The organism is Ensifer sp. Root31 (genome assembly GCF_001424825.1).
Classification (GTDB): domain Bacteria; phylum Pseudomonadota; class Alphaproteobacteria; order Rhizobiales; family Rhizobiaceae; genus Ensifer; species Ensifer canadensis.
The window spans coordinates 88736-111636 of sequence record NZ_LMCO01000017.1 but is presented as its reverse complement, the minus strand read 5'-3'; the positions used below and the strand labels follow the sequence as shown (position 1 = coordinate 111636).

General features: G+C 58.8%; 17 protein-coding genes and 4 pseudogenes. 5 read left to right on the top strand and 16 right to left on the bottom strand.

Features of this window, described 5'->3' with window-relative positions; genetic code table 11:
• Window positions 1-60: 60 nt before the first annotated feature.
• On the bottom strand, window positions 61-1827 hold the full coding sequence (locus ASD00_RS17490; protein WP_057207746.1) for an ATP-binding protein: 1767 nt from the start codon (window positions 1825-1827) through the stop codon (window positions 61-63).
• Window positions 1828-2424: 597 nt separating this feature from the next.
• On the opposite strand from ASD00_RS17490, the pseudogene ASD00_RS38875 reads away from it, so the two are divergent.
• A pseudogene (locus ASD00_RS38875) lies at window positions 2425-2871 on the top strand (benzoate/H(+) symporter BenE family transporter); the annotation flags it as partial.
• Window positions 2872-3092: 221 nt separating this feature from the next.
• Here the strand turns inward: ASD00_RS38875 and ASD00_RS17480 are convergent.
• Window positions 3093-4850 (bottom strand): SulP family inorganic anion transporter, encoded by a 1758-nt coding sequence (locus ASD00_RS17480; protein ID WP_057207744.1) that lies wholly within the window; start codon window positions 4848-4850, stop codon window positions 3093-3095.
• 83 nt (window positions 4851-4933) lie between these two features.
• Window positions 4934-5206 carry a helix-turn-helix transcriptional regulator gene (locus tag ASD00_RS17475; protein WP_025430787.1) on the bottom strand — a complete coding sequence of 91 codons (273 nt, stop codon included), beginning with the start codon at window positions 5204-5206 and terminating at the stop codon, window positions 4934-4936.
• 253 nt (window positions 5207-5459) lie between these two features.
• Here ASD00_RS17475 and ASD00_RS17470 point away from each other — a divergent pair, with 253 nt between their 5' ends.
• Window positions 5460-5762: an alkylphosphonate utilization protein gene (locus tag ASD00_RS17470; protein WP_057207743.1), complete on the top strand. Its 303-nt coding sequence runs from the start codon at window positions 5460-5462 to the stop codon at window positions 5760-5762.
• A 164-nt stretch (window positions 5763-5926) separates the two neighbouring features.
• Here the strand turns inward: ASD00_RS17470 and ASD00_RS17465 are convergent.
• Window positions 5927-6370, bottom strand: a pseudogene (locus tag ASD00_RS17465) (helix-turn-helix domain-containing protein); the annotation flags it as partial.
• 489 nt (window positions 6371-6859) lie between these two features.
• Between ASD00_RS17465 and ASD00_RS17460 the strand changes: the two are divergent.
• A complete protein-coding gene (locus ASD00_RS17460) occupies window positions 6860-7597 on the top strand; it encodes a hypothetical protein (protein ID WP_057207742.1) in 738 nt (245 codons plus the stop codon).
• Between the two features lie 6 nt (window positions 7598-7603).
• On the opposite strand, the pseudogene ASD00_RS17455 reads toward ASD00_RS17460, so the two are convergent.
• The 3 genes and pseudogenes from ASD00_RS17455 to ASD00_RS17445 form a co-directional block, all read right to left on the bottom strand.
• Window positions 7604-9030, bottom strand: a pseudogene (locus tag ASD00_RS17455) (ISNCY family transposase).
• Window positions 9031-9458: 428 nt separating this feature from the next.
• Window positions 9459-9868 (bottom strand): annotated as a pseudogene (locus ASD00_RS38115) (helix-turn-helix domain-containing protein); the annotation flags it as partial.
• Window positions 9869-10147: 279 nt separating this feature from the next.
• Window positions 10148-10483, bottom strand: a complete 336-nt coding sequence (locus tag ASD00_RS17445; protein WP_156407951.1) for a hypothetical protein — start codon at window positions 10481-10483, stop codon at window positions 10148-10150.
• Between the two features lie 85 nt (window positions 10484-10568).
• Here ASD00_RS17445 and ASD00_RS17440 point away from each other — a divergent pair, with 85 nt between their 5' ends.
• On the top strand, window positions 10569-11519 hold the full coding sequence (locus tag ASD00_RS17440) for an alpha/beta hydrolase (protein ID WP_057207740.1): 951 nt from the start codon (window positions 10569-10571) through the stop codon (window positions 11517-11519).
• 8 nt (window positions 11520-11527) lie between these two features.
• Here the strand turns inward: ASD00_RS17440 and ASD00_RS17435 are convergent, their stop codons facing one another.
• The 5 genes from ASD00_RS17435 to ASD00_RS17415 form a co-directional block, all read right to left on the bottom strand.
• Window positions 11528-12682: a glycosyltransferase family 4 protein gene (locus ASD00_RS17435; RefSeq protein ID WP_057207739.1), complete on the bottom strand. Its 1155-nt coding sequence runs from the start codon at window positions 12680-12682 to the stop codon at window positions 11528-11530.
• Between the two features lie 334 nt (window positions 12683-13016).
• Entirely contained in the window at window positions 13017-14177 is a 1161-nt protein-coding gene (locus ASD00_RS17430; protein ID WP_057207738.1) for a DegT/DnrJ/EryC1/StrS aminotransferase family protein, read from the bottom strand.
• 25 nt (window positions 14178-14202) lie between these two features.
• Window positions 14203-14937 carry a PIG-L deacetylase family protein gene (locus ASD00_RS17425; RefSeq protein WP_057207737.1) on the bottom strand — a complete coding sequence of 245 codons (735 nt, stop codon included), beginning with the start codon at window positions 14935-14937 and terminating at the stop codon, window positions 14203-14205.
• A complete protein-coding gene (locus ASD00_RS17420; RefSeq protein WP_234907959.1) occupies window positions 14934-15626 on the bottom strand; it encodes a sugar transferase in 693 nt (230 codons plus the stop codon). Before ASD00_RS17420 ends, ASD00_RS17425 begins: the two co-directional genes overlap by 4 nt.
• A 56-nt stretch (window positions 15627-15682) precedes the next feature.
• Window positions 15683-16927 carry a polysaccharide biosynthesis/export family protein gene (locus ASD00_RS17415; protein ID WP_057207735.1) on the bottom strand — a complete coding sequence of 415 codons (1245 nt, stop codon included), beginning with the start codon at window positions 16925-16927 and terminating at the stop codon, window positions 15683-15685.
• Window positions 16928-17201: 274 nt separating this feature from the next.
• Between ASD00_RS17415 and ASD00_RS17410 the strand changes: the two genes are divergently transcribed.
• Window positions 17202-18512: an oligosaccharide flippase family protein gene (locus ASD00_RS17410; RefSeq protein WP_057207734.1), complete on the top strand. Its 1311-nt coding sequence runs from the start codon at window positions 17202-17204 to the stop codon at window positions 18510-18512.
• 10 nt (window positions 18513-18522) lie between these two features.
• Here ASD00_RS17410 and ASD00_RS17405 read toward each other — a convergent pair whose 3' ends face one another.
• The 4 genes from ASD00_RS17405 to ASD00_RS17390 form a co-directional block, all read right to left on the bottom strand.
• Window positions 18523-19941 carry a hypothetical protein gene (locus ASD00_RS17405; protein ID WP_057207733.1) on the bottom strand — a complete coding sequence of 473 codons (1419 nt, stop codon included), beginning with the start codon at window positions 19939-19941 and terminating at the stop codon, window positions 18523-18525.
• A gap of 263 nt (window positions 19942-20204) precedes the next feature.
• Window positions 20205-20414: a 4-oxalocrotonate tautomerase family protein gene (locus ASD00_RS17400; RefSeq protein WP_057207732.1), complete on the bottom strand. Its 210-nt coding sequence runs from the start codon at window positions 20412-20414 to the stop codon at window positions 20205-20207.
• 321 nt (window positions 20415-20735) lie between these two features.
• Window positions 20736-21710, bottom strand: a complete 975-nt coding sequence (locus ASD00_RS17395; RefSeq protein WP_057207731.1) for a hypothetical protein — start codon at window positions 21708-21710, stop codon at window positions 20736-20738.
• On the bottom strand, window positions 21688-22833 hold the full coding sequence (locus ASD00_RS17390) for a glycosyltransferase family 4 protein (protein WP_057207730.1): 1146 nt from the start codon (window positions 22831-22833) through the stop codon (window positions 21688-21690). Before ASD00_RS17390 ends, ASD00_RS17395 begins: the two co-directional genes overlap by 23 nt.
• Window positions 22834-22901: the final 68 nt, after the last annotated feature.

The following is a 22901-nucleotide window of genomic DNA, read 5'->3' as shown; positions in this document are numbered from 1 at the left end:
GCCGCGCCAACGAGACTCTGGCAACATTGCTGCCGACGCCTGGTGCGCTCAATACCCTGGTTATCCGCGGGGTTCCGGCTCGAAGTCCTCCAAGGCGGCATGGATCGCAGCGCGCAGCTCCTCTCCGGTGATGGGCTTGTGCAGAATGCGCGCGCGACTGGCGCTAACCTCCTTGAGGCGCGATGGCGACGTGTCGCCGGTAACGATGATGGCCGGAACGCGGCGGCCGATGTGGTCGCAAAGGGTCTGGATCGCGTCCAGACCTGTGGCGCCATGCTCCAGGCGGTAATCGGCAACGATAAGATCGACCGGCGCGCTGCCGGCCACCAGGGCTTCGGAATGGACTCTCAGCACTTCCTCGGCAGACCGGCCGGCATAGATGCGATGCCCCTCCAGGGTCAGAAGCCGAACCATGGCGTCGGCCACCTCCTTTTCGTCCTCCACCAGTATAATACCGGCCGTGATGCCGGCCGCGGGAGATGGCCGGCCGGGTTGCAGGGGAGATCCTACCGAGCGAGCCCTCGGAACTGTGATCGAGAACATCGAGCCGCGCCCGGGCACGGACACCAATCTTAAGGGATGTTGCAGCAGCTCGGCCGTGCGCCGAACGATGGCAAGGCCCAAGCCCAGACCCTGTGTGCGGTCCCTTGCCGGATTCTGCAACTGCATGAATTCCTCGAAGACCATCGCTTGCTGATCGGCAGGAATGCCGGAGCCCGTGTCCAGGACCTGGATTTCGACCGAATTGCCGCGCCTGCGGCAGCCAAGGAGGACGCCGCCCGCATTGGTGTAGCGAAACGCGTTCGACAACAGGTTGTTGAGGATCCGTCGGAGCATCATCGGGTCGCTGTCGATCAGCAAGTCGCTGTTGACGACCCGCCAGTCAAGGCCGCGCTGGTTTGCTTCTGCGGCGAACTCGTCGCGAAGATCGCGAAAGAGGTCGCGCAACGACACTGTCTCGTTCGCGATCGTCACGATGCCGGCGTCAAGTCGGGAGATATCGAGCAGCGCATTCAGCAGTCCGCCGAGATTGCTGACGGCGGATTTCGCCCTCGTTGCCAGATCGCGAGCATCGGCTGAGGCGACGTTTCCACGCTGCCCCAATATTGCCAGTGTGGAAACAAGCAGGCTCAACGCATGGATCGGCTGGCGCAGGTCGTGGCTGGCGGCTGCCAGAAATCGAGTCTTGGCGCGGTCTGCTGCCTGTGCCCGATCACGTTCCTCTTGCAGGTGACCGACGAGGCTTTCGTTTTCCAGTCGCAGGCTGACGGTTTCACGCAACATCCGGTAGGTGATGCGGCAGTAGTAGAAGTTGATAGCCACAAGGGAGGCGAGCAGGAACAGGAAAGCGCCGGAAATATCGCTGTCCGTCAGAATGCAGCGGACGGCGATCGGCAGGACCGTCACAAGAATTGAACCGATGAGCGCGGGCGGAAAGGCCGACAGAGACGGAACCGTGCCGCAGACGAGGCCGGTCAGCACGATAACCGTGAACGAAAGAACAATGGGCGCATCCGGAAGGAAGCCGACCCAACCGAGCGTGCCCCACAGCAGACCGGACGCCCAGGTAAATGCTGCAGCGAGCCAGGCCCATCGCATGATGGACCGGGAATCCCTTGGGCGGCTGAAAAAACGGCGGGAGGCGAGCACACGCAGGACGATGAGCAGATAGAGCGCGCCAACCCATCCGGCCAGCCAACTAGCCGATACGGCATTGCGAAGGACGTACACCGCAGCGCCGGAAATGACGATGTTGGAGATGACCACGCCATAGGAGTTGCGATACAGAAGCTCGATGAGAGCCTGGCGGATCTTGTCTTCGTGCATTAGCCCTCTCCAGAAGCCGGAGGGACATCATCCAGCGGTCCATCCCAGGACGATTGATTTATCGGAAAACTGTTTCCCATAAGTTGGCGGCCAGGAATTTGCGCCGAACCCTTTCATCGAGGGTGGCCAGATGAACCACCCGCTCACGTCCCAAGAGGCGGGACTGTCGCATCTCTAACTGGCCTATATGTCGCATTCTAAACTGGCGCTACACGACATGTGGCGGCCAGGTTGAACTGTCCGCCGTTGGGCAAAGTAGAAGTGTCCCATCCGGCGTCTTCAGCCATTTAGAAATGCGACGCTTCAGCTCGCAAGCCCCCGCCCGGAGCGGCTGGGGCGGGTTGCAAGGGAAGGGAAGAGAAGGGAACTGGCGGGTGATCTGCACCCATCTCCTTTGGCTTTGAGAGTGTGAATTCATCCGGTCATTCCGCCGCGTCGAGCGAGACAAAGCTTTCTCTCGTCGCGCAAGGACCACAGGATCATTCATGAAATCCATCTTCCAGCCAGGTTTGCGCCCCTGAGGCGTCAGGATTTCGATGGTCGTTTGAGATGGTCGTCGAAGGTCAGTAGCATGCAGGGCAGTCCTGCCACCGGCACGGCGCATTCGGCGGCGCAAGCGTCAATCCGCTGCTCGTCGGGCTTCTGACCGTCGCCTACGTCGCATTGAAGCGCTTCTCCGCCCGTTATGCGGTGGTCGGCATTCTGGGTACTCGGGCTTGCCTGCCTGCTCACGCAAGGTCGCGTCGATCTATCCGGCCTGAAGCTGGAATTCGCCGCTCCCGTCTTCACCTTGCCGGAGTTCTCGCTGAATGCGCTGATCTCGGTCGCGCTGCCGCTATTCCTGATTACGCTGACCGGCCAACATATGCCTGGAATGCTGGTCTCGCGGAACGATGGGTTCAAGACGAGCGCCAATCCCATTGTGGCCGTGACGGGCTTCGGCTCGCTCATCATGGCTCCGTTCGGTTCCAATGCCTTGAACATCGCGGCGATCACGGCGGCGATCGCCCCCGGCAAAGAAGCTCATGAAGACCGTCGAAGCGCTGAATCGCGGGCATTGCGGCTATCTCGATTCCCGCGCCAACGAAGACGTTGTTGCGGCCTTCGTCCAACGGGCAAGGCAGATCAATCCGGTGCATTTGCAGCGAACTTGAACCGCTGGCCAAGCCAGCCGGTGCGCGGCGCGCATGCCGGCATGATAGCCGACGAGGCTGAAACTCGTCTCACCGGCGATGAACGTGTCGAGCCCGACAATCGTACAGTTGTTATGTTCCGCCGGGTTTATCTTCCTTCTCGATTTGCCTTAGCGCCCCTTCAATCGTGGCTTTGTACCGCACGCGAGGGGGACGCACATTGTGCGCAAACAGCATGCGGCGAGCCTGCGGAGAGGCGCCCGTGATGAAGAAGCGCACTCTGGCACGCCCAGCTTTGTGCACCGCGCCTTCAATGACACTGGCAGCAGTAGAATCGAGAAAGGAAACTGCCGAGCAATCGAGGATGAAGTTTCGCCGCTGGTCGGCGATGCGGTCGAGGATTGCGCCGACCGTCGTGGCAGCGGCGAAGAAGAATGCGCCGGAAATGCGGTAAATAACCGTGTCCGGATCGCTGGCGACTTCCGCGTGATAAGCCTCGCGCCCGCCATTTGCCTCGTCGGCGGTGTCGTCTAGCAGTGGAAGAGTGTGAGCTTCGACGGCGATCGTCTTCGACATACGGTCGATGAAGAGTACTGCTCCGAGCGCGAAACCCACGACGATGCCCTCTGTCAGGTCGCGGAAGACCACAAGCAGGAAAGTGACGAGCAGCACCAGTGCATCACCCCGCGAGGAGCGAATCAGCGCGACCACTGATTGCGTCTCGATCATGTTCCAGGCGACGACGGTGAGCAAACCGGCAAGTGCAGAGAGCGGGATGTAGCTCGCGAGCGGCGCGGCAATTAGCATAAAGCCGAGGAGGAACAAGGCATGTAGCATCCCAGAGAGGGGGCCATGTGCGCCGGCTCGGACATTGGTCGCAGTGCGCGCGATTGTGCCGGTCGCACAGATGCCGCCAAACAGCGCTGAGGCTATATTGGCCAAGCCCTGCGCTACAAGTTCGCAATTGGAACGGTGACGTCGTCCTGTCATGCCATCGGCAACGACGGCCGAAAGCAGCGACTCGATTGAACCGAGCAAGGCGAAGGCAACAGCATTCGGCAAAACGGCAAGTAAAAGTTCGTTGCTCATCGCGGGAATTGACGGCAGCGGTAGGCCGCGCGGAATGCCACCGAAGCGAGTTCCAATAGTGTCCACGGGCAAGGAGAAGACTGCCGCGACGAGCGAAGCGGCGGCGACGGCGAGCAGCATGCCTGGCCAGCCCGGCCGTAAACGTTTCAGGGCGAGGATGGTGCTGATCGTCAGTATTGCCACGGCAAGCGTAGAAAAATTGAACGTGGGCGCTGCGGCGGTCAGTGCGGCCAGCTTCGCCAAAAGTTCACCGGGTTCCGCGCCCGACAATCTCAGCCCGAACAGTTCTTTGATCTGGCTGGCGAAGATGATGACGGCGATACCGGCGGTAAACCCGATGGTCACCGGATAGGGGATAAATTTGATATAGGTGCCGAGCCGCATATAGCCGGCGGTCAGCATGAAGACACCCGACAGCGTCGTCGCCAGAAGCAGACCATCCAGCCCGTGGCTGTGCACAGTCGCCGCTACGAGCACGATGAAGGCGCCTGCTGGTCCACCGATTTGGAAACGGCTGCCGCCGAGAGCGGATATCAGGAAGCCGCCGACAATCGCGGTGAAGAGGCCGCGTTCGGGGGAGACGCCCGAAGCAATGGCAATCGCCATGGAAAGCGGCAAGGCAACGATCGCCACCGTAAGCCCGGCGACCGCGTCGCTGCGAAATTGCGACCAGCCATACCCCTCGCGAAGCACGGTGACGAGTTTGGGTGTGAACAAATCCCAGAACGTTGGGGTAGAAAACTGTGCTGAGTCCGGCCTGCGGGCCGTTAATACCGTCTGCGTATGCCGCGATATCCCCATTTGTTATTCCGGCCCTTCGTTATAGGCGACGGGACGACGACGTCACGGTCGGCGATTGCCGCCGTTGGAGAGAACTCCGCGTTTCACCTCTTCGCATCGACGGATGGACCCGGCTGGACTAGACGGACACCGCGCCCACCGCGCTCGCTCGGCTGGTTGTCGCCGATCAGCTCTACGCCGCAGGCATTGAGCGCTTCGATCACTCGCGTCAACGTTTCGACCACGCCACGCACAATACCTTCGCTGGCCTCCATGCGTTGGATCGTCGGTACTGACACGCCGGCCTTCTCTGCAAGCATCTTCTGGTCGATGCCGGCAAGGGCACGAGCGGCACGCATCTGTGCAGCTGTGATCATTCAGATTTATTCCATAGCTGTTAATCTAAATTAGTGACGCATTGAAGTTCATGTTTCAAGCCTAAATCTTGAGTCACCGACGATGCGCCAAAGATCGAGCTCAACTGCTCGTTCGCTGGGTTCGCCTCCGGCGCTAAACCGCGATTTGATTTCGCGGGGTGATAGGGATAGAGGCACTTATGGGTTAGCAGCCGATGCCGAGAGCATCGCGGCGATCCGATAAAGACAAGCAGGCTACTACAGCGGAGCGAACATGAGCGACCAGAGCGATGACTACGTCTATGACGAGGCGACCGGCGAATGGCGGCCGGTTTCGGAAATCGCCGCGGAGGCCGCGCAAGCTGCGGAGGTTCGCGATGCGTCGGGTAATCCTCTTACCGACGGAGACTCTGTGGTCCTGATCAAAGACCTCAAGGTGAAGGGTGCCGGCCAGACCCTCAAACAGGGCACAGTCATCAGGTCGATCCGGCTCACCAACAACCCGGACGAGATCGACTGCCGGCACGACGCGATCAAGGGTCTGGTCCTGCGCACCGAGTTCGTCCGCAAGCGGTGACCGACAACATCAGTTGGCCGCACTTGCAGTCCTTGCGCAGTGTCCGAATTACCTCCGGCGTCGGTCGCGCGGGCACGCTGATGGGCCGTCTTCTAGATGGACGACTTCCCACTAGAAGCAGCTCATAACGCTCTTCAAGAGCCGCCCGTGGCTGAGCCACGGGGGCGGCGTTTGCGGCGGCCTTCCGGAAGATGCTGATAGAGCTCCAGCGCCTGATCTTCCTTGCCATAGATGAAGCGATAGATCGTCTCGGTGCAGACGCGGACGGCGCTCACACCATCGGCAAGCAGAAGGCCGGCGATCTGTTCCGGTGACCACAGCGCCTCCAGCTGCTCGATGACCAGTGCGCGCAATTGCGGGTGCCGCATCAGCTTCCTCAAACGCCGCCGCCGCCGCTCTTTGCGGATGTCGTCGGCAACCGTTGGGAAGTAGCCGCTGTATTCGGGCAGTTCGCGATCGTGGAATGTATTGCGCCTGATCTCGCGATAGATCGTCGATCGATGCCGACCGAGTTGGCGCGCCATTTCATTGATCGGCACTTTGCGTTCGACAAAATGGTGTAGTCGACGTCGATCGGCGAGATTCAGTTGCGAATAGCGTTGTGACATTCCAAAATCTCCAAGGGGAAACCATTGAAATCATTGGCATGTCGCACTTGAAAATAGAATGTACCCGGCTACACGAGATGTGGCAGCAAGGTTGAACTGTCCACGTTGGCGCAAAGTAGAAATGTCACTTTGGGCGGCGCGTCGTCAGCCATTTAGACATGCGACACTCGACATCTCCACTGGCGCTGAGGCAAGCCCCCGACCGGACCGGCTGGANTGTGGCAGCAAGGTTGAACTGTCCACGTTGGCGCAAAGTAGAAATGTCACTTTGGGCGGCGCGTCGTCAGCCATTTAGACATGCGACACTCGACATCTCCACTGGCGCTGAGGCAAGCCCCCGACCGGACCGGCTGGGCCGGGTTGCAAGGGAAGGGAGGGGGCGGATGAGACGCTCCCCTTCGGCTTTAGCTTTCTTAGTAGCAATTGTTTTGTCGCCGGTTGATACTCGCTTGCACCTGAATAGGGCGAGGTAGGGATCACAGCCGCACGATGCTTCCGGAAATCAAGCTGCATGGTGACGTCGATGTCGCCGCACTGTCCCCACTTCTTCGCGGTATGCTTCTTTCGGTTGCCTATGCTGACGGCGAGGGCGGCATAGGATTGACGGCGACCGGCGCCATGAACCGCAAGTTCGTGCATTGGGCCTGTGTGCACTTCCTCTGGCCAGGATTCACAGCCGAAGACCTCTACAGCATGAACAAAGTGCTCAATGAAAGCGACATGCCGCCGCTTTGGGTCGTGCGCGACATGACCCGTCATCTGAAGCTTCTTCGCCGGAAAAAAGATGTGCTGCTGCCAACCAGACGCGGCCGGGAGTTCCTGGTGAACCCGCAAGCCTTCTTCGATCTGGTCGCCACGGATTATCTCTATTCGTATGTCCATACCACCGAGCGGGAAGAGGAGGTCCGAGCGCGGTTACGCTGGTGGCGCATGTTCCTCAATCTTCTCAATATCAAGGCCAGGGAAGGGTGCACGCCAATAGACGTTGTGAAGATCCTCTATCCAGACTTGGCGCCCCTGTCGGACACCGAAATGACTATAGAAGCCTGGAAGTTGAAATCCGACCTCCAATATGGCGTCTTTCGACGCTTGTGCTGGCTCGGTGTGCTCTATGAGGCACGAGAGGGACTCACGCTCCTCCAGAATGGAGCCTTCCACAAGACGCCACTTTGGCCAGCTTGCCTGCAGTTGGAATCGGATACGCAGAGCGACATCGGCGTGCATTGACGCTCTTTATTCCGCCGCTGGCTGCCTCATCAACGCTTTCTCTCGTCGCGCAATCACCGCCGGATCGTTCATGAAATCCGTTCTCGGGCCGGGCTTGCGGCCGCGCTTCTGGTAGCCGTTGGCTGTGCTACCGTCTCGAATGCCAAACATATGATCCGTTTGGCCCGTTCGGCTCGGACCACTCTTGCTGCGCTGCTGTTGGCGTCCGGCCTGCATCTCGGCGACAATTGACAGCATGTCGTCCAGCCGCTTGTTGTCGACGACCTCGGCGCGATGCACCGAGCGCAACGTATCGAAGGTCCTGTAGGGCAGGGCAAAGCTCTCGTGCATGATCTCAAGCCGACCGTCCGGATAATCGCAGACAATCACCTTCTGGCCCGCCAATGGCCTGGAAATCTCGGTCGGATCGAGAATGAACAGCACCTTGTCGTAACGCAGCGTCAGGGATTGCGACAGCGTGCGCACTTCCTTGCGGCACATGGCACCCTCGAGGTTCTCATGGTCGGCCAGCGGCCGGTGCATGTCCTTTGGATTGCGTGGTTGCTTGCCGAAACGAAAGTTGAAATCCGCAATGAACTCAGGTGCATAGACATTGGCAGCTTCGATCGTATCGATGCCGCGAAGTCGCATCTCCTTGACCAGCCGATCCTGCAATGTCTGGTTGGCACGCTCCACCCGACCCTTGGCCTGCGGGGTGTTGGCACAATGATGTCGATATTGAGTTCATAGAGCGCCCGTCCGAACTGCGTCAGGCCGCTTGTCCGGTCTTTCTTCGACCCATGGAGCGAGCGGAAAACGCCGTGCTTGTCGCTGTAGAAGGCCAGCGGCTTGCCCCATTGCTGCAGATAGGCCTTCGTCGCGTGCAGATAGTCGAATGTATTCTCCGATCCAGCAAAGCGAAGATGCAGAAGCTTGCCGGTGGCGTCATCAATATAGACGAGCAGGGCGCATTTGGGGCCGCGGTTCTCAAACCACCAGTGATGCGACCCATCGATCTGCACCAGTTCGCCAAAGCAGTCGCGTCGGCCGCGTGGCTGGAAAACCCGTTTCTTACGTTCCCGACGCGAGATCCAGATGCCGGCCTCGGTCATCCATTGCCGCAGCGTCTCCTTGGCAACAGAAATCCGGTGCAGCTCGATCAGCTTCTCGCGCGCCAGCGTCGGACCGAAATCCAGATAGCGTTCGCGGATCAGATCCAGCGCTGCATTGCGGAAATCCTCGCTGTGGCGCCGATTGCTCGGCCGTGATCGCTTCTTCGAAATAAGCCCGGCCGGACCATCCTGATCATAGGCCTGCAGGAGCCTGTGGACCTGACTTCGACTGAGGTCGAGCAGTTCGGCAGCCTGGACAACGCTCAGGCGCTCGTCACGGATCTTCTGAATGACTTCGAGGCGGTGCAACTCTTTCTGCGACATGGTGATCAAACAGGACATGACGACTCCGACCGCTCATGGTCTCGACCAGGCTGAAGGTCGTCATCCTTGCTCCCAACGTTGGCTTTGACCAGTGCGTCGAGAGGCGAGACTGTCGCATCTCTAACTGGCCCAACTGTCGCATTACTAAATAGCCGCTACAACATAAGATCGCGTAAGCTTTGTTATGGAACTTACAAATATGGTCCCGAGACAGGTCCGCGTGACCCAGTCGACGCGGGCCGTGGCACAACTTCGAAGCTGTTGAATGCGCGCCCGGCAGACCCGGTGCGGTTCATGGTCCTCCCATGAGTATGTACAATTACAGCCAACTAAACGAGCCAGTTCTTAGGGCGCAAGGCGAAGGTCGGCGTTTGTCCGCATGCATGTCATCGTTTTTCATGAAATTGTCTCTTAGGAATCATTTTTCATGAGCAAGGATCGGATTTCATGAGACGGCTATGGCCCAGCACCATGGAAAACAGCCAAACGATCCTGGGGGTTGCCGGCTCATCGGTGAAGACAACATGGAATTGGGCGAAATCCACCTGAGCTTGTTCGCCGGGAGCCGTTTCGACCCGAACTTCAAACCCGTGTTCGGAGGACGGGCGGACGTCTCTGAGAAAGTCCGTGACTGCAGTGTAGCCGCCGGAATATCCGCGTTCCTTCAGCTCCCGCAGGAGCCGCCGTCCGCTAAGACTGGGATAGGCCGCGGTCCATAGGCAAGTGCCTCAAGGCCCCGTTCGATATATTTGCGGATTGTCTCTCGATCGACGCCGGTCTGCCTGGCGATCGCAGACACCGACAAGCCCTGCCGGTGTAAATCTAAGACTATGACTATCTCCCCGAGTTTGATCACCGCCAATCCCCTCTCGACCATCGAGAGTAGTATCGGAGATGCCGTACCGCCAGTCTTCCCGGGCGAGCGCCGAAAAGACCGGCGGCGTCCCTAAACTCGGGAAGATTCAAATGGCACTTTTGGAGAGTATTGATCCGGTATCGACAGCAGGCCCAAGAGAGCGAAAGACCGGATGTCCTTCCTCGCTGACAACCTGATGGCCGACCTTGCCGTTACCCTCGCGCGTTAGAATGAGCGAATGAACATTTCGAGCGGCGAAACACGGATTTGGCTGTCCTGTCAGGCACTCTGCGTAATGCGCAGCAAATGGGTCGCGCGTGCCTCGATTACACCGCGAATGGTCTTGAGAATCCCATGGGGGATACCCTCTTCCTTAACTGCCGCCAGCAGCTCGTCGGCCTCTCCGGTGATACGGCTTGCAAGCTCAGTCAGGTCTTTGATTAACAAGCGCTGCGCGCTCCTTGTGTCCGGCACCAGTGTTAGCCAGTGCTGCAACTGAATTGTGTCAGCAATCGATCGTCCACCAATCGGCATGGCGAGCTTTTTCGCCCCAGGTGCACCACTGTTTTGGTGTTTTTTTTGATCGGTGCGATGCCCCGTGGATTGAGTTTTCAAAGAGTTCAAATATTCTATGGCTCGCCCGACAAGAAAAAATGTTTCAAAATTTGAAGTATACTGAGGTCAGCTAGGGAAAGACCGCATGCTCATCTATTCCGACGAGAATATTGAAGTAATTCACCGCGCGGGTTCATCGCCTTATCTTCTTGTCACATTTAATGAGATGGAGATGCAGGCGAACGGCAGTCGGTTCTGGGCGCAACGGTTTTGCGAAAAAGCCGACATTGCCGCGCTCGGCTTCATCAGCCGGCGGCCTAATTGGTTTCCGGCAGCGAGCATCGTTAAGGCGGTCGACGCGGCGCAACCCATTTTGCGTGCCGCGCCGGAGCGTGTCCTCTACGGTCATTCACAGGGCGGCTATGCGGCGCTGCGTTATCGTCGGCGCTTCGACGCGACCGTCGCCATCGCCTTCTGCCCGCAAGCCTCGATTGACCCGAATGCGGTAACGTTCGATCGCCGGTTCACGCGACATTTCTCGCCCAAGCTCCACACCAGTATGGGGATCGCCCCCGACCAAGCGGCCGGCCGGGGCTATGTCTTTTTCGATCCGTTCCATTCGGTCGATCGCCGGCACGCGGAGCAGATCGCGGCGCTCCAAGCAGAGACGCGGCTCGTTCCGGTCCATATGACCGGACATGGCACCGTGCGAGCCTTCACTGGGACAGCGCGGGCTCTTTCGCTCATCGACTCTTGCCGAGCAGACAACCTCACGGGCCTACGGGAACTTGCCCGCGTGGTTCGTGTCGCCGCACCCATGAGGCCCTATCAAATCGCGGTTTCGGCAATCGCTCGCCATCCCGCTTGCGCCGACCGGTTGCAGGCTCGCTTTGGCGAGGGCTTCTCGCCCGTGGAGCGCGTTAATTTCCTATATCATCGGGCCAACCGTCACATCCGGGATAGTAAACTCGCTACCGCGCGGGAAATGCTTGCCGAGGCCGTGGCACTTCAGCCTGCCAATATCGGTTTTGTTCGCCGGCTCGAGGAGCTTGATAGCCGTATAGCCCGAGCCCGCGACGTGGCAATTTCTGGATGAGTGGCTCTTTATGAGTTCATCCTTCCAGCGGCTTTTGCCGCGGCGGCCACCGCGTCCCACTCCGCCAGCACTCGTTCCTGAGTGAACCGCCGCGCACTTTGTTCCGCGTCGCGCCCAAGATGGTATCGCAGCAGCGGATCCCGCAGGATCCTTCCAAGGGCCGTCGCCAGGGCGTCGATATCTTCCCGTTCGACCAGGATTCCATCTTCGCCATCGCTGATCATTTCCTCGGGCCCCCATTGGCACCGAAACGACACGGTGGGAATTCCGGCGGCCATCGCCTCCAGCAGCACGATCCCCCATCCCTCATAGCGAGACGAGAGCACGAACACGTCGGCTGTCTCCACCCATTCTCCTGGCCGCTTCGTGACGCCAGGCATGCTCACCCGGTCGGCAAGACCAAGCCGGTTCCTTTGCGCCTCAAGGTTTGCCCGCTCCTCCCCTTCCCCCCAAATGCGCAAATGCCACTCCGGCAGATCCGGCGCGATTTTGGCGAATGCCTCGAGCAGCAGGTCGAAGCCTTTTTGGTGGGTCAGGCGTCCGACGGCAGTCAACGTGTTATCCTGTCGTCTGCTGTTCCAACCCGGCGGCAGATCGGATGCATTAGGAACGACCCAGCCACGCTTGCGCATGATGGGTGGAAAGGTTTCGAGCGCCCCGCGCGTCATCGTTACCAAGCCGAAGGCGCGCGGGTAGAGCCATCGCTGCAATCGCTTCCAGCCGCGTCCAACGGGCTGCAGTTCGGGATTGTTGCGCTCGGAAACGATGATCGGCACACCAAGCCGCCAGCCCGCGAGCAGTGTGAGAACGTTTGTTCGCGTGAGGAAACTGAGGATGAAGGTCGGGCGGGACGCTCGAAGCGCGGCTGTAAGCTTTCGCATCCTGCGAAACGCCATCAGACCGGAATGAAGGTTCGATCGAGGCCGCCCTGCCCCACCGAGCCGCCAGATATCGATATGCGGATCGATCGGATAATATGCCTCCGAAGTCGGGGCCTCGAAAGTAATGATGGTTACCTCATGCCCTTGCCGTGACCAGTGATTTGCCACCAGGCTAACGACATGCTCGGTACCGCCGGCGCCGAGTGCCGGCACGACGATCGTGGTTCTGGTCGTTTTTTGGTCCGGATGGTCGTGCGCGCCACAATACGGGCTCGTTGCCATTCGTTGATGTTCCCCGTCGCGTTCCACACGTCCTCGGTCAATTAGATGATGGTTGTTACATTCCGGATCGCAGTTGCAGTGTATTCTGTTTTACCCGCTGCCGCGACGGCTTCAGTGCGCCGTCAGGGGGTGCCAATGAGCAGCATTTGCAGGGTGTAAAAGGGGCATCTCAAGCGTGTTCGGGTGACCTCTCATGCTGCGTTGGCGGACGCGTTCCTCGTTTCTCGCCGAAAATCCGGCAGAATCTGGTTTCGGTCCATTCTGTCGCGAGCAGACCGTATGCTCGAACCGATCGCAGCTCTCTGCATGCGCGAACGAGCTGCTGACCACGCGGTCACTTCGTAGCGCCCACGACGACGTTCCTGACGACGTCCGCGATCGTCCTCATTGCCTGCTCGTCGAAACTGGGATCCACCAGAAAGGCCAGGCTCGTTTCTCCGAGAGACCGGGCGACGGGAAGTCGGTGCGCCGGCACCATGCCGACGTTGATGAATGCCTGTTCCCGATAGATTTCCGAGCAACTGCCACTAAAACACGGCACGCCGCGGCAATTGATCTCCGCCACAAGCCGATCCCGGTTCCATCCGTCGCGCAGCATTTCTGGCTTCACGAAACTGTAGAAGCGATACCACGCATGGACGAACTCCGGCGGCGGAATTGGGGCGCGAAGCGCCGACAGATCCTTGATGGCGTCGTGAAGGATTGCTGCGTTGACCGCACGGATATCGTGAGTGTCGGCAAGCGTGGCGAGCTGCGCCGTCCCGAGCACTGCCTGTATCGACGTCATGCGCCAGTTGGTGCCGATCGTCTCATGCAGCCAACGGAACCCCGGGGGATGCTCCGTCTTGAACACGGCATCGTAGCTCTTGCCGTGGTCCTTGCGGCTCCAGGCGCGTTTCCACATGGCCTCGTCGTTTAGTGCGATCAGGCCACCTTCGCCGCCCGTCGAAATTATCTTGTCTTGGCAAAACGAAAATGCGGCGATCTCGCCGAACGTTCCGACGGGGTGGCCTGCTATGGAGGCTCCGTGCGCCTGGGCGCAGTCCTCGATCACCCAGAGATCGTTTTCGGCCGCCAGCGCCATGATTGCCGGCATGTCGCAGGGCCAGCCGGCGAGATGAACCGCTATAATGCCTCTGGTCTTTTTTGACAGGCAGCGGCCGATCGTCTCTACCGTGATGTTCTGGCTCTCCTCGTCGACATCGGCGAACACCGCCCTACCCCCGGCCATGACCACGCAGGATGCGGAAGCTATAAAGCTCCTGGGTGTAACGACGACCTCGTCGCCGGGCTGCAGGTCGAGTGCATGAAGTGCCAAGTCAAGCGCGACGGTTCCGTTTGCAAGCGCGATCGCATGTCGCATGTCCAGATAATGTTCATAGGCCGCTTCGAAGGCGCGAACGTGAGGTCCAGTCCAGGCGTTGACCTCGCCGGTTCGCAGCACGTTGCAGACGTCTGCGATCTGCTGTTCATCGTAGATGGGCCATCGATGCATCTGTGTCCCCCCGAACTCCACCCTGTCATGAGCGCGTCTGTGGCAGCATCCAACGAACAAGGACGAACGCTTCGGCCGCTTCGCTCATCACCGTCGCACCGCGCAATTGCGCCAGCGCCGACAGCGTTCTCGTCGATCGCTCGTGTGGCGGCGAGCGGATCTGGGACGCAAAACACTGCATTGCTTCGAGCTTCTTTTCGAAATAGCTCGAGATGTCGACGAAGACGTTCGGCGTGAAGCCCGGAGTCAGATAGGGCGCGTTCCAGTTGGTCTCGGACAATGTTTCATAGGCCAGTATGCGATGAGGGAAGCTTTCCTGGTGGGGGCGACTTGCCACCAACGCCGAAAGAAACGCCAACTGATGATCTCGATGAATGTCGCCGGGAAATGGCAGAAGAACTGTCTCGGGAGATAGGAGACGAACGAGATCCGAGAGCGCACTGTTGACGGCGGAATGCCCGGCCAGGTCGAGTCCAGCCGCTTCGAAACCGAGCCAGAATGTTTCCTCCACGCCTAGCAATGCGTGGGCCTGATTGGCCTCCGATCTGACTAGAGCGATGCTTTCCGAAGTGAAGGCGGGAGGCCGCCCCTCGGTTACGATCGCCACGAACACCCGCTCGCCTTCCGCGGTCAGTCGAGCGATCGTTCCGCCCGCTCCCAACACCTCGTCATCCGGGTGTGGCGCGATCACCAGGGTTCGGCCAAACGAGAGCGGAACAGGCAACGCAGGACCCCTCTTTGCCTTGGCTCGCTTGCTCATCGATGGCTTTCTCCTAGTGGTGCGAAAGGTGCGGCGGCGCCGTATCGTTCGGCGACATGACGCCGTGCCTCTGCCAAGTGCCTGTCGTTCCGCTTCTCGCCGGCGACAAGGGTGAGTACGGTCATGACGAGGATGCGCGTGTCGAGCCATCGACCCGCATGATCGACATACCAGATGTCGAGCGCCAGTTTCTCCTCGTTCGACAGGCGTGTATTGCCGTTGACCTGCGCCCATCCGGTGATGCCGGGCAGTACCCGGCAACGGACCCGGCCGAGCTCACCGAATTCCGCGATGGTTGTGGGACCAAGCGGGCGCGGTCCGACGAAGGCCATCTCACCCCGCGCGACGGAAAGGAATTGCGGCAATTCGTCGAGGCGCGTGCGTCGCAGAAACCATGTCAGTCTCGTCGCGCGCAGATGGTCGGGCAACAGGTGTCCGTTCGCATCGCGACCTTCGCGCATGGTACGAAACTTGACGATGGAAAATGGCTTAGCCCCGAGACCGGCACGCAATTGTCGAAAAATGAGTGGCCGACCGAGTGTGGCGAATACAATCGCGGCCGCCAACAGCATCAGCGGCAGGCAGAGGATAAGCAACACGCCGGCGATGAGAACGCTGTCTACCCGGCCATTTTCAGCTGGTAAAGCTATAGGGCCCATCTCGAGTGCATGTCGGCCGTTCCGTCTCAATCCGCTCTCCGTCACGTCGTCTGTTTGGTCGGCGGTGCCGCCGTGACCGTGCTTGCTTACATGCCCGTTATTGCCACCACCAAGACGTCGCCCGGCAGCATTTCCGTTAATGGGGAAGCCTCAATGCTCGCCGGCTTGCCGCCGACGGGGTTGCGGCGGATCTCGTAGGTGTAACTGATCTTGGATTTGTTTGCTTCATCGGCGCTCGCCGCCGCCATCAGCAGAATTTGCTCCTGGGCAGCTTGCCTGCTCGCGATCAGTTTCTTGATCTCCACGTCGCGCTCCTGCAGTTGCATGAGAATTTCCTTCTCGCGATCCGCCCCGAGCTTGGCGAATTCCAGCTTCATTTCGCTCAGCTCCCGCCGTGAACGGGCAAGCGTCGCGAAGGTCTCAAGCAACTGGGACTTTTCGTTCGATGCGTTGCTCCTGGCGCGTGAAAGGTCGCTTTCGGTGTTGAGTTCACGCTTGCGCAGCGAGCTCACCCGCGCCAGGTCCTTTTCATTGATGTCGACCACTTCCTTTTGTTGAGCCACAAGTTGATCGAGGATGTCTATCGCGCCTTGCCCCTGGACAATTCCTTCCGACAAAATGGCGCTCTGTGATTTGTTGGCGGCGAGATCGGCACTCAGGATCTTTTCCTCGACCTCGATAACCCCTTTGAGAGGCAGGTCGGCGAGGTATCCCCTGGCGACTTCCGGCACGTCCTTCAGGTCGATCTTCGCGCTGTTCTTCAGTTGCGCAACCAGACGGGCAGCGTAAATCGCCTCATAGACGATTTGCGCGTCAGCTCCCTCAATCTCGCCGCGGAGCCTTGCGCGCGCCACGATCCGGTCGGACGGATTGACGGATGCGATCTGGGTGCCGCCAGCGAGACCCACGGCCTGTTCTACCGTCAGGCCGCCGTAGAAGGGGAAGGAACCGGGGCTTCGCACTTCGCCGAGAACGAAGATCGGACGAAACGTGGAGATGTTGAGCGAGAGCTTTGGATCAATCAGGATTTCCCGGGAACGGTACTCGGAGCGTAATTTTTCCAAGGCCGCGGTCACCGTCAATCCAGCGATCTTGACGGATCCAATCAAAGGAAATTGGGCATCGCCGTCGCTCGAAATCGTTACCGTCACGGGAATCTCGGCGTCGTCCAGGAAGTCGAAGGTGAGGATATCGCCAGTAGACAGCCGATAGTCGGCGGAAAGCCCTCCCCCCGTCGTCACGCTGAGCAGAAAACACAGGATCGCTGCGAGAAGATATTTGGAAATCCTTCTCGCCAGGCTCCTGTCGAATGAGCTCGTGATTCCGGTCATGCGATTGCGCCTCTCGAAAGAAAAGACAACGCTCGGAGATCGTATTGTCGGCGACTATATTCTGACGTTCGCCGAGCCGTCAAAGGATTTTGGTTGAAAATAAAAAGATGCGGTAACATTATAATACATATCCCGAAAGGGAGAGTAATTTCGATTTTTATTACCCCGATGGATTACCCCTAAAGAGCTACCTAGACTGTCCCTTCTCTCGCCGGCGCCCCCGGCATGATCTTCTGGAACGCGCGTGACGATCCGCAAGAAACTACGACGCGCCATGAAGGCGTTCGGCGACATCGCGAGGCGGGAAAAAAGCCTTAAGGAGAGGCTGCAGGCGGTCGCTCATCTGATGACGGGCAATTTCCTCGGCTCGATCATTGGGCTCGCCGGTTTTGCCTTGACCGCGCGCGCACTCGGTCCGGCCGACTATGGCATGTTAGCGCTGTGCTTCGCATACATAAGGGCGGTCGAGCGGCTGGTCAGCTTTCAGTCCTGGCAGCCGCTCATTAAGTTCGGGAGCGAGGCAAAAGAGGCCGGGCGTAACGACGATCTGCGCGCCATCTTGAAGTTTGGACTCCTTCTCGATGTCGCAGCCGCGATCGCCGGTTGCCTGATCGCAATCTTGCTGGTTCTTCTCGCCGCACCCTTCTTCGGCCTCTCGGAGCCGGTGAAAGAACTGGTACTCGTTTACTGCTTCGTCTTGCCTTTTCAGCTTTCCGGCATGCCGACCGCGGTCCTCAGGCTTTTTGGCAGGTTCACCTCCCTAGCCTACGGCCAGGTAATTTCGAGCCTCTTGCGCGTCATCCTCTGTTTTCTCGGCTACATAACCGGTGCTGGGCTGTTCGAATTCGCATTGATCTGGATGGCAGCGCAGATCCTGAGCGCCATTTCGCTGGTTACTTTTTCCCTAGTTGCCCTCAAGCGCGAAGGCTTGCTTCACGGTCTGGCGTCGGCGTCAATGGCACAGCTTCGGACCCGCTTTCCCGGCCTATGGAAATTCGCAATATCGGCGAATGTCTCGCTGACTATTCGCGCAAGCGCCAACGAACTTGACACATTGCTGGTCGGCTACCTCGCCGACCCGGCTTCAGCAGGGCTGTTTCACATCGCCAAGCGCGTCGGTCGCCTGGCGCAACAGGCAGGTAGCCAGGTCCAGACGGTGCTCTATCCTGAACTCGCTCGCGCATGGGCCGCGGGCGCGAGCGCCGAATTCCGGCGCGCTGTGTCCCAGACGCAGTGGCTGCTCCTTGCATTCGGCGTCGCGATGATAGGTGCATTCTACGTCTCGATCGAGCCGCTGCTGAAATGGACAGCCGGACCGCAATTCGTCGGCGCCGCGCCACTGGTGATTGTCCAGTCGATTGCCGTAACACTAACCCTCGTCGGTGCCGTCTTCCGCTCAGCACTGTTGGCGATAGGAGAGGAACACAGAGTCCTCACGAGCGTGTTGATTTCGGTCGTGGGCTTTTACGTGACGGCGTTGATCTTCATTCCGCAGATTGGCGCCATGGGCGCCAATGTTGCCCATATCGTCATGTCAGTCGTGTGGCTGGCGATGATGTATGTGGCTTATCGCCGGCGCATCTAGCCGAACATCTTCAGTCTGTGGGATAGCGTCCGGCGATGCGCTCTTCAGAAAGCCACTGCATGAAGTCGTCGAAGTTCGACCACCCGTTACCGTCGCCGTCGACCCAAGGGTCATTGCTGACCGCTGCGGCACCAAACTGCGGCTCGATCGCGTCGGCCATGCCGTCAACATCGGAATCGAGATAAGGCTCGCCATTGGCGATTTCCGGCAGGGCACCCGGCACGCTGACCATCTTGCCGCCGCCCTTCTGCCCGATGGGCCCGATTTCGGCGATCACCCGTGTGTCAACGCCATCACGCGGGAAGGCGCCCGCGGTCGCCGTGACGGAGGCATAGACCGCCTCGGCCGGCTCGGGATTGGCAATCGCCAACGGACAAGGCGGCTTGTCGACGACGAAGCCGAGCGTGTCGGGCGCGATCGCGACGATCGATTTTTTTCCAAAACTCCAGGTAACATTGCCGCTTTGGTAGAGCTTCGGGTTGTCGACACTGGCCGTGTCGTTCCAGTTCATCGCATAGGTGACTTCGTTGGTACTCGGGCCTGCCTTGAAGTAGTTACCGACAAAGGAGATCGGCGTCCCCCCGGGAAATTGCGAGAATATTTCGCCCCACTCGGACGCTGCGTTAAAGAAGAGATTGTTGACGATCTCGATGCATGAGCCGCCATAGTGGTTATTGTCCGGGTTCCTGTCTCTGTTGGAAACACAAGCATTTTTCCAGAAGCTGATGTTTTGTGGGCCCCGCGGATCCGAGCCGAGAAGCGCGCATTTGCTGTGCTTGTTCAGGCCTTCGGCAAACAGGGAATTGGCAACGGTTAGATCCGTCGTGGTGGCATAGGCGTTGAAGTTCTCATCCGTCGCCCAGGACGTCGACACGTGATCGACATAAACCAGCCGACTGTCCTCGATCGTCACGCCATCAACATTCGGTATCGAATTGGAAAACTGCGGCCGCATCCGCAGATGACGGATGATGACGTTGACTGATCCCTTGACGACGAAGGGCGTGTGTAGACCCTCGCTGTTTGTCTGGTCGATGGTCAGCAGGATGCCGCCACCCGGTGCAGTCTGGCCGAGAATGGACAGATTGGCGTTCTGGTCGCGCACAACCAATGAACTTTTCAGCTTGATGGTTCCGCCGACCTTGAACACGCAATTGCGCGGGCCACTGAGATCGATGCAGGCGCGCAGGCTACCGGGGCCAGCGTCGTTGAGGTTGGTGACCGGGATGATCGCCCCGCCCCTTCCTCCCGTTGCCATCTTTCCGTAGCCCTCAGCGCCCGGGAATGCCGGCTGTTCCTGTGCCAGGGACAGTCCCGCCGCCCACGTCAGCGCAAGGAAAGCGCCGGCGACCGCACTGCCCCTACGAAAGAAAGGCAGGCGAAACAACAAACAATTCGAATTCGAAACCGCCTTCGCTGCGTCTGTCATGTGAAATCTCCTGCTAAGGCTCCACATCGGTTCGCCGGGACAAGAAGGCTGGGCGAACGATAGTGGTTTTAACTCAAGTCAACGAAGGGCACCAGCCTACCCTCGAACTCGCTTTCGCAGCGTGCGAGGGTTTCACGATTTTTTCCATGAACACTGGATCTGGCGCATAGGTGCGCACTGCGCCGTGAATTTGACCCAACAATCGGAGTTATGCCGCCACCCGGCCGCGTAAATGCCTGCAGTTGGCCCAAAGGGGCAACGGGCTAGTCCGTCTTTGCCTGTTGCCACAAGTCGGTCAGCGTGACGCCTTTCCTGCCCCAATTATCGGTATCTATTTCATCGATCACGACAAAGACATATTCGGGATTGCGGCCCAACTCTTCGACAAGAACCTCTGTCATCCTTCGGATGACAGCGCGCTTCTGATCGACGCTGGCGATCCCTTTTGCGATCTCAACTTTTACGTAAGGCAACGGCTAACCTCCGTGTTTCCAGACCGAAGCTTGTCTCAAAAGGGGCCTCTTATGATGACTGGTCTGGGCCATGGTTGCCATCCCCGTCCTGTCCTCCATCACTCGGCACTGCAATAGGCAGCTCGGTCAAGCTGTAAGCGGACACCGCTTACGAAAAACCTACGCCACAGTATCCTACACTCTCCGAAACTATCCCTCCCCTGTCACTCCCGGATTATCATTACAAGCCCGTCGATGTTGTAGAAACAGGGTGCTTATAGAAGGTGGGCGGAGGTTGTCCGTCGATTGGCACGGCATTCAATGTTGGATTACAAACGGTGATCAGACCGCATAACCGAATTTTTCAAGATCCAAGCCAGTTAGCTCCATAACACGGCAGTTGCTATCACGATAATGGCCGGCAACGAATGCGCGTATGTTGCGGTCAATTTTCCTGTTTAGCCGCTCGTCAAATGATTGCGGAGTTAGGCGTTCGAAGACCGGCTTCATTCGTGCGAAACGCCGCGCGAAGCGGGGGATTTGAACTATCCCGCCGCGGCTGAGTTCGTTGTTGCTCATGAGACGGTTTGCAAAGCGTTGAACGAACTGCATCGTGACTGGACGCCTGCTGTTAGTGACGACCTTTGCGATCGAGGCGGGAGGCGGCATTTCCATGAACTGGCTGATTTGCCCCACGAAGCTTTCCAAGTCCCGCACCATCATCTCGAAAGGTAGCACTAGAACGTTGCCAAAGAGATCCTGATAGTGCCGGATCAGTCGGTCGAACTCGTAGACTTCGAGACGGAACCCAGGCATGCGTCCTAATTGTGGTTCAGGCGTCTCAAGAAACCGCTGGAGCGAGAGATCCCCGCCGTCGGTAATGTACTGGCTATATATCGATCTGATCAGCGATACCTGCTCTCGCACCACGATCAGAATTCTTGCCGCGGGGAACGTACGCACGAGCCGGTCCGCAATGAGCATGCGATCATAACCGCCGCTTGGCGGATATCCGGAGAGCCGTTCGTGGCTAAGGACGAAGCGCAGGCCATTGTCGCGCGCGGTGTCGATATAGGGTAAGTAAAGGCTTCGGCACACAAAGGGGTCGAAGACGAAATTGTCGGGGAATGCGATGTCTTTCACAATGCGCGTTCTCGACCCGCCTATGTTGCTGGAGTAGCCATTGATGGGCTGGAAGCAATGGTCCTGAAGATAGGTCGATCCGGTCTTGTGATAGCCGATATGGATAAGTATGTCGGCGAAATTTGCGTCCGCGGGTGCGGTTCCTCCGCTGTCATTCACCCGATCGAAGTTCATCTCGCCCCCTTCTCAGCGGGCGCCTTTGGCTCCGCCGGTTGGCTGCAGTCACCTGCCTGATGCAGGAATCCCATTTTGCCATGATGGTTTCGGTCGAAAAGCGGAGGACGGTTTGATAGCCGGCTTCCGCAAAGCTTGCGCGCAGGCTTTCGTCCAGCATCAAGAGCTTCAATGCTGCCGCTAAACTGTCGACGTCGTCGACGGGAACGAGAAGACCTGACACCCCGTCCTCAATGATCTCCGCCGGACCAAAGTCGCACCGAGTGGAAATAACCGCCAGCCCTGCCGCCATCGCCTCCATCAGAACGTTGGGAAATCCTTCATAACGCGAACTGAGAACGAATAGGGCGGCGTCATCAATCCAGGAGCCGGCCTTTGCCGTCACCCCTGCGAGCGAGATTCTGTCCTGCATGTGCCGAGCCCGGATCCTCTCTTGCAATTGATGTCGGTCCGGACCTTCGCCGTAAATCGTCAGGCACCATTCGGGAACCTCCGCACAGACATTGGCAAAGGCTTCAATAAGCGTATCAAAGCCCTTCTGATCCACCAGCCGCCCAACTGCCACGACACGTAAAGCTCTACGGGTAGGTTTAAGGATACGGCTTCGGTCACAAGGATTGCCGATGACGACCGCCTTTGTCCTCAGCGATGTGGGCAGGGTCTTGGAAATGGCCTCCGTTTGCATGATCAAGCGGTGAGCTTGGCTCAGAACCAAAGGTTCGATCATGTTCCAGAGAAAATGCTTGGGTTGAGCACCGGGATTGTTGCGTTCCGAAACGAGCACCGGAATGCCTAGGCCGCGCGTGGAAAGCAGGGAGACAATGTTGATCTTCGTCAGAAACGAAAGCACGACATCCGGGCGAAGCTTCCGGAGTTCTGCACGGAGGCGCAAAATCCGATTGACGGTTTTGACAGAGCTCCTTGAAAACGGGCCCTCTCGTGCGTCCGGCAATCGGTGGACAGTCACGCCGCTTGGCAAGGAAAAGTAAATGTCATCCTCATCGGAGCTGAAGGCGAAGACATGCACTTCATCGCCGCGCGCGTGGCGGTCTTTCACGATGAGGCTGACGACCCGTTCCGTTCCTCCGGCGCCGAGGCCTGCTTCAACTAACGCAAGTCGCATGCTTCCTCACAATCGCACAGTGCTACCGTCGGTTTTGCTCGGCTGGGAATGATCGGGGCGTTCTTAAG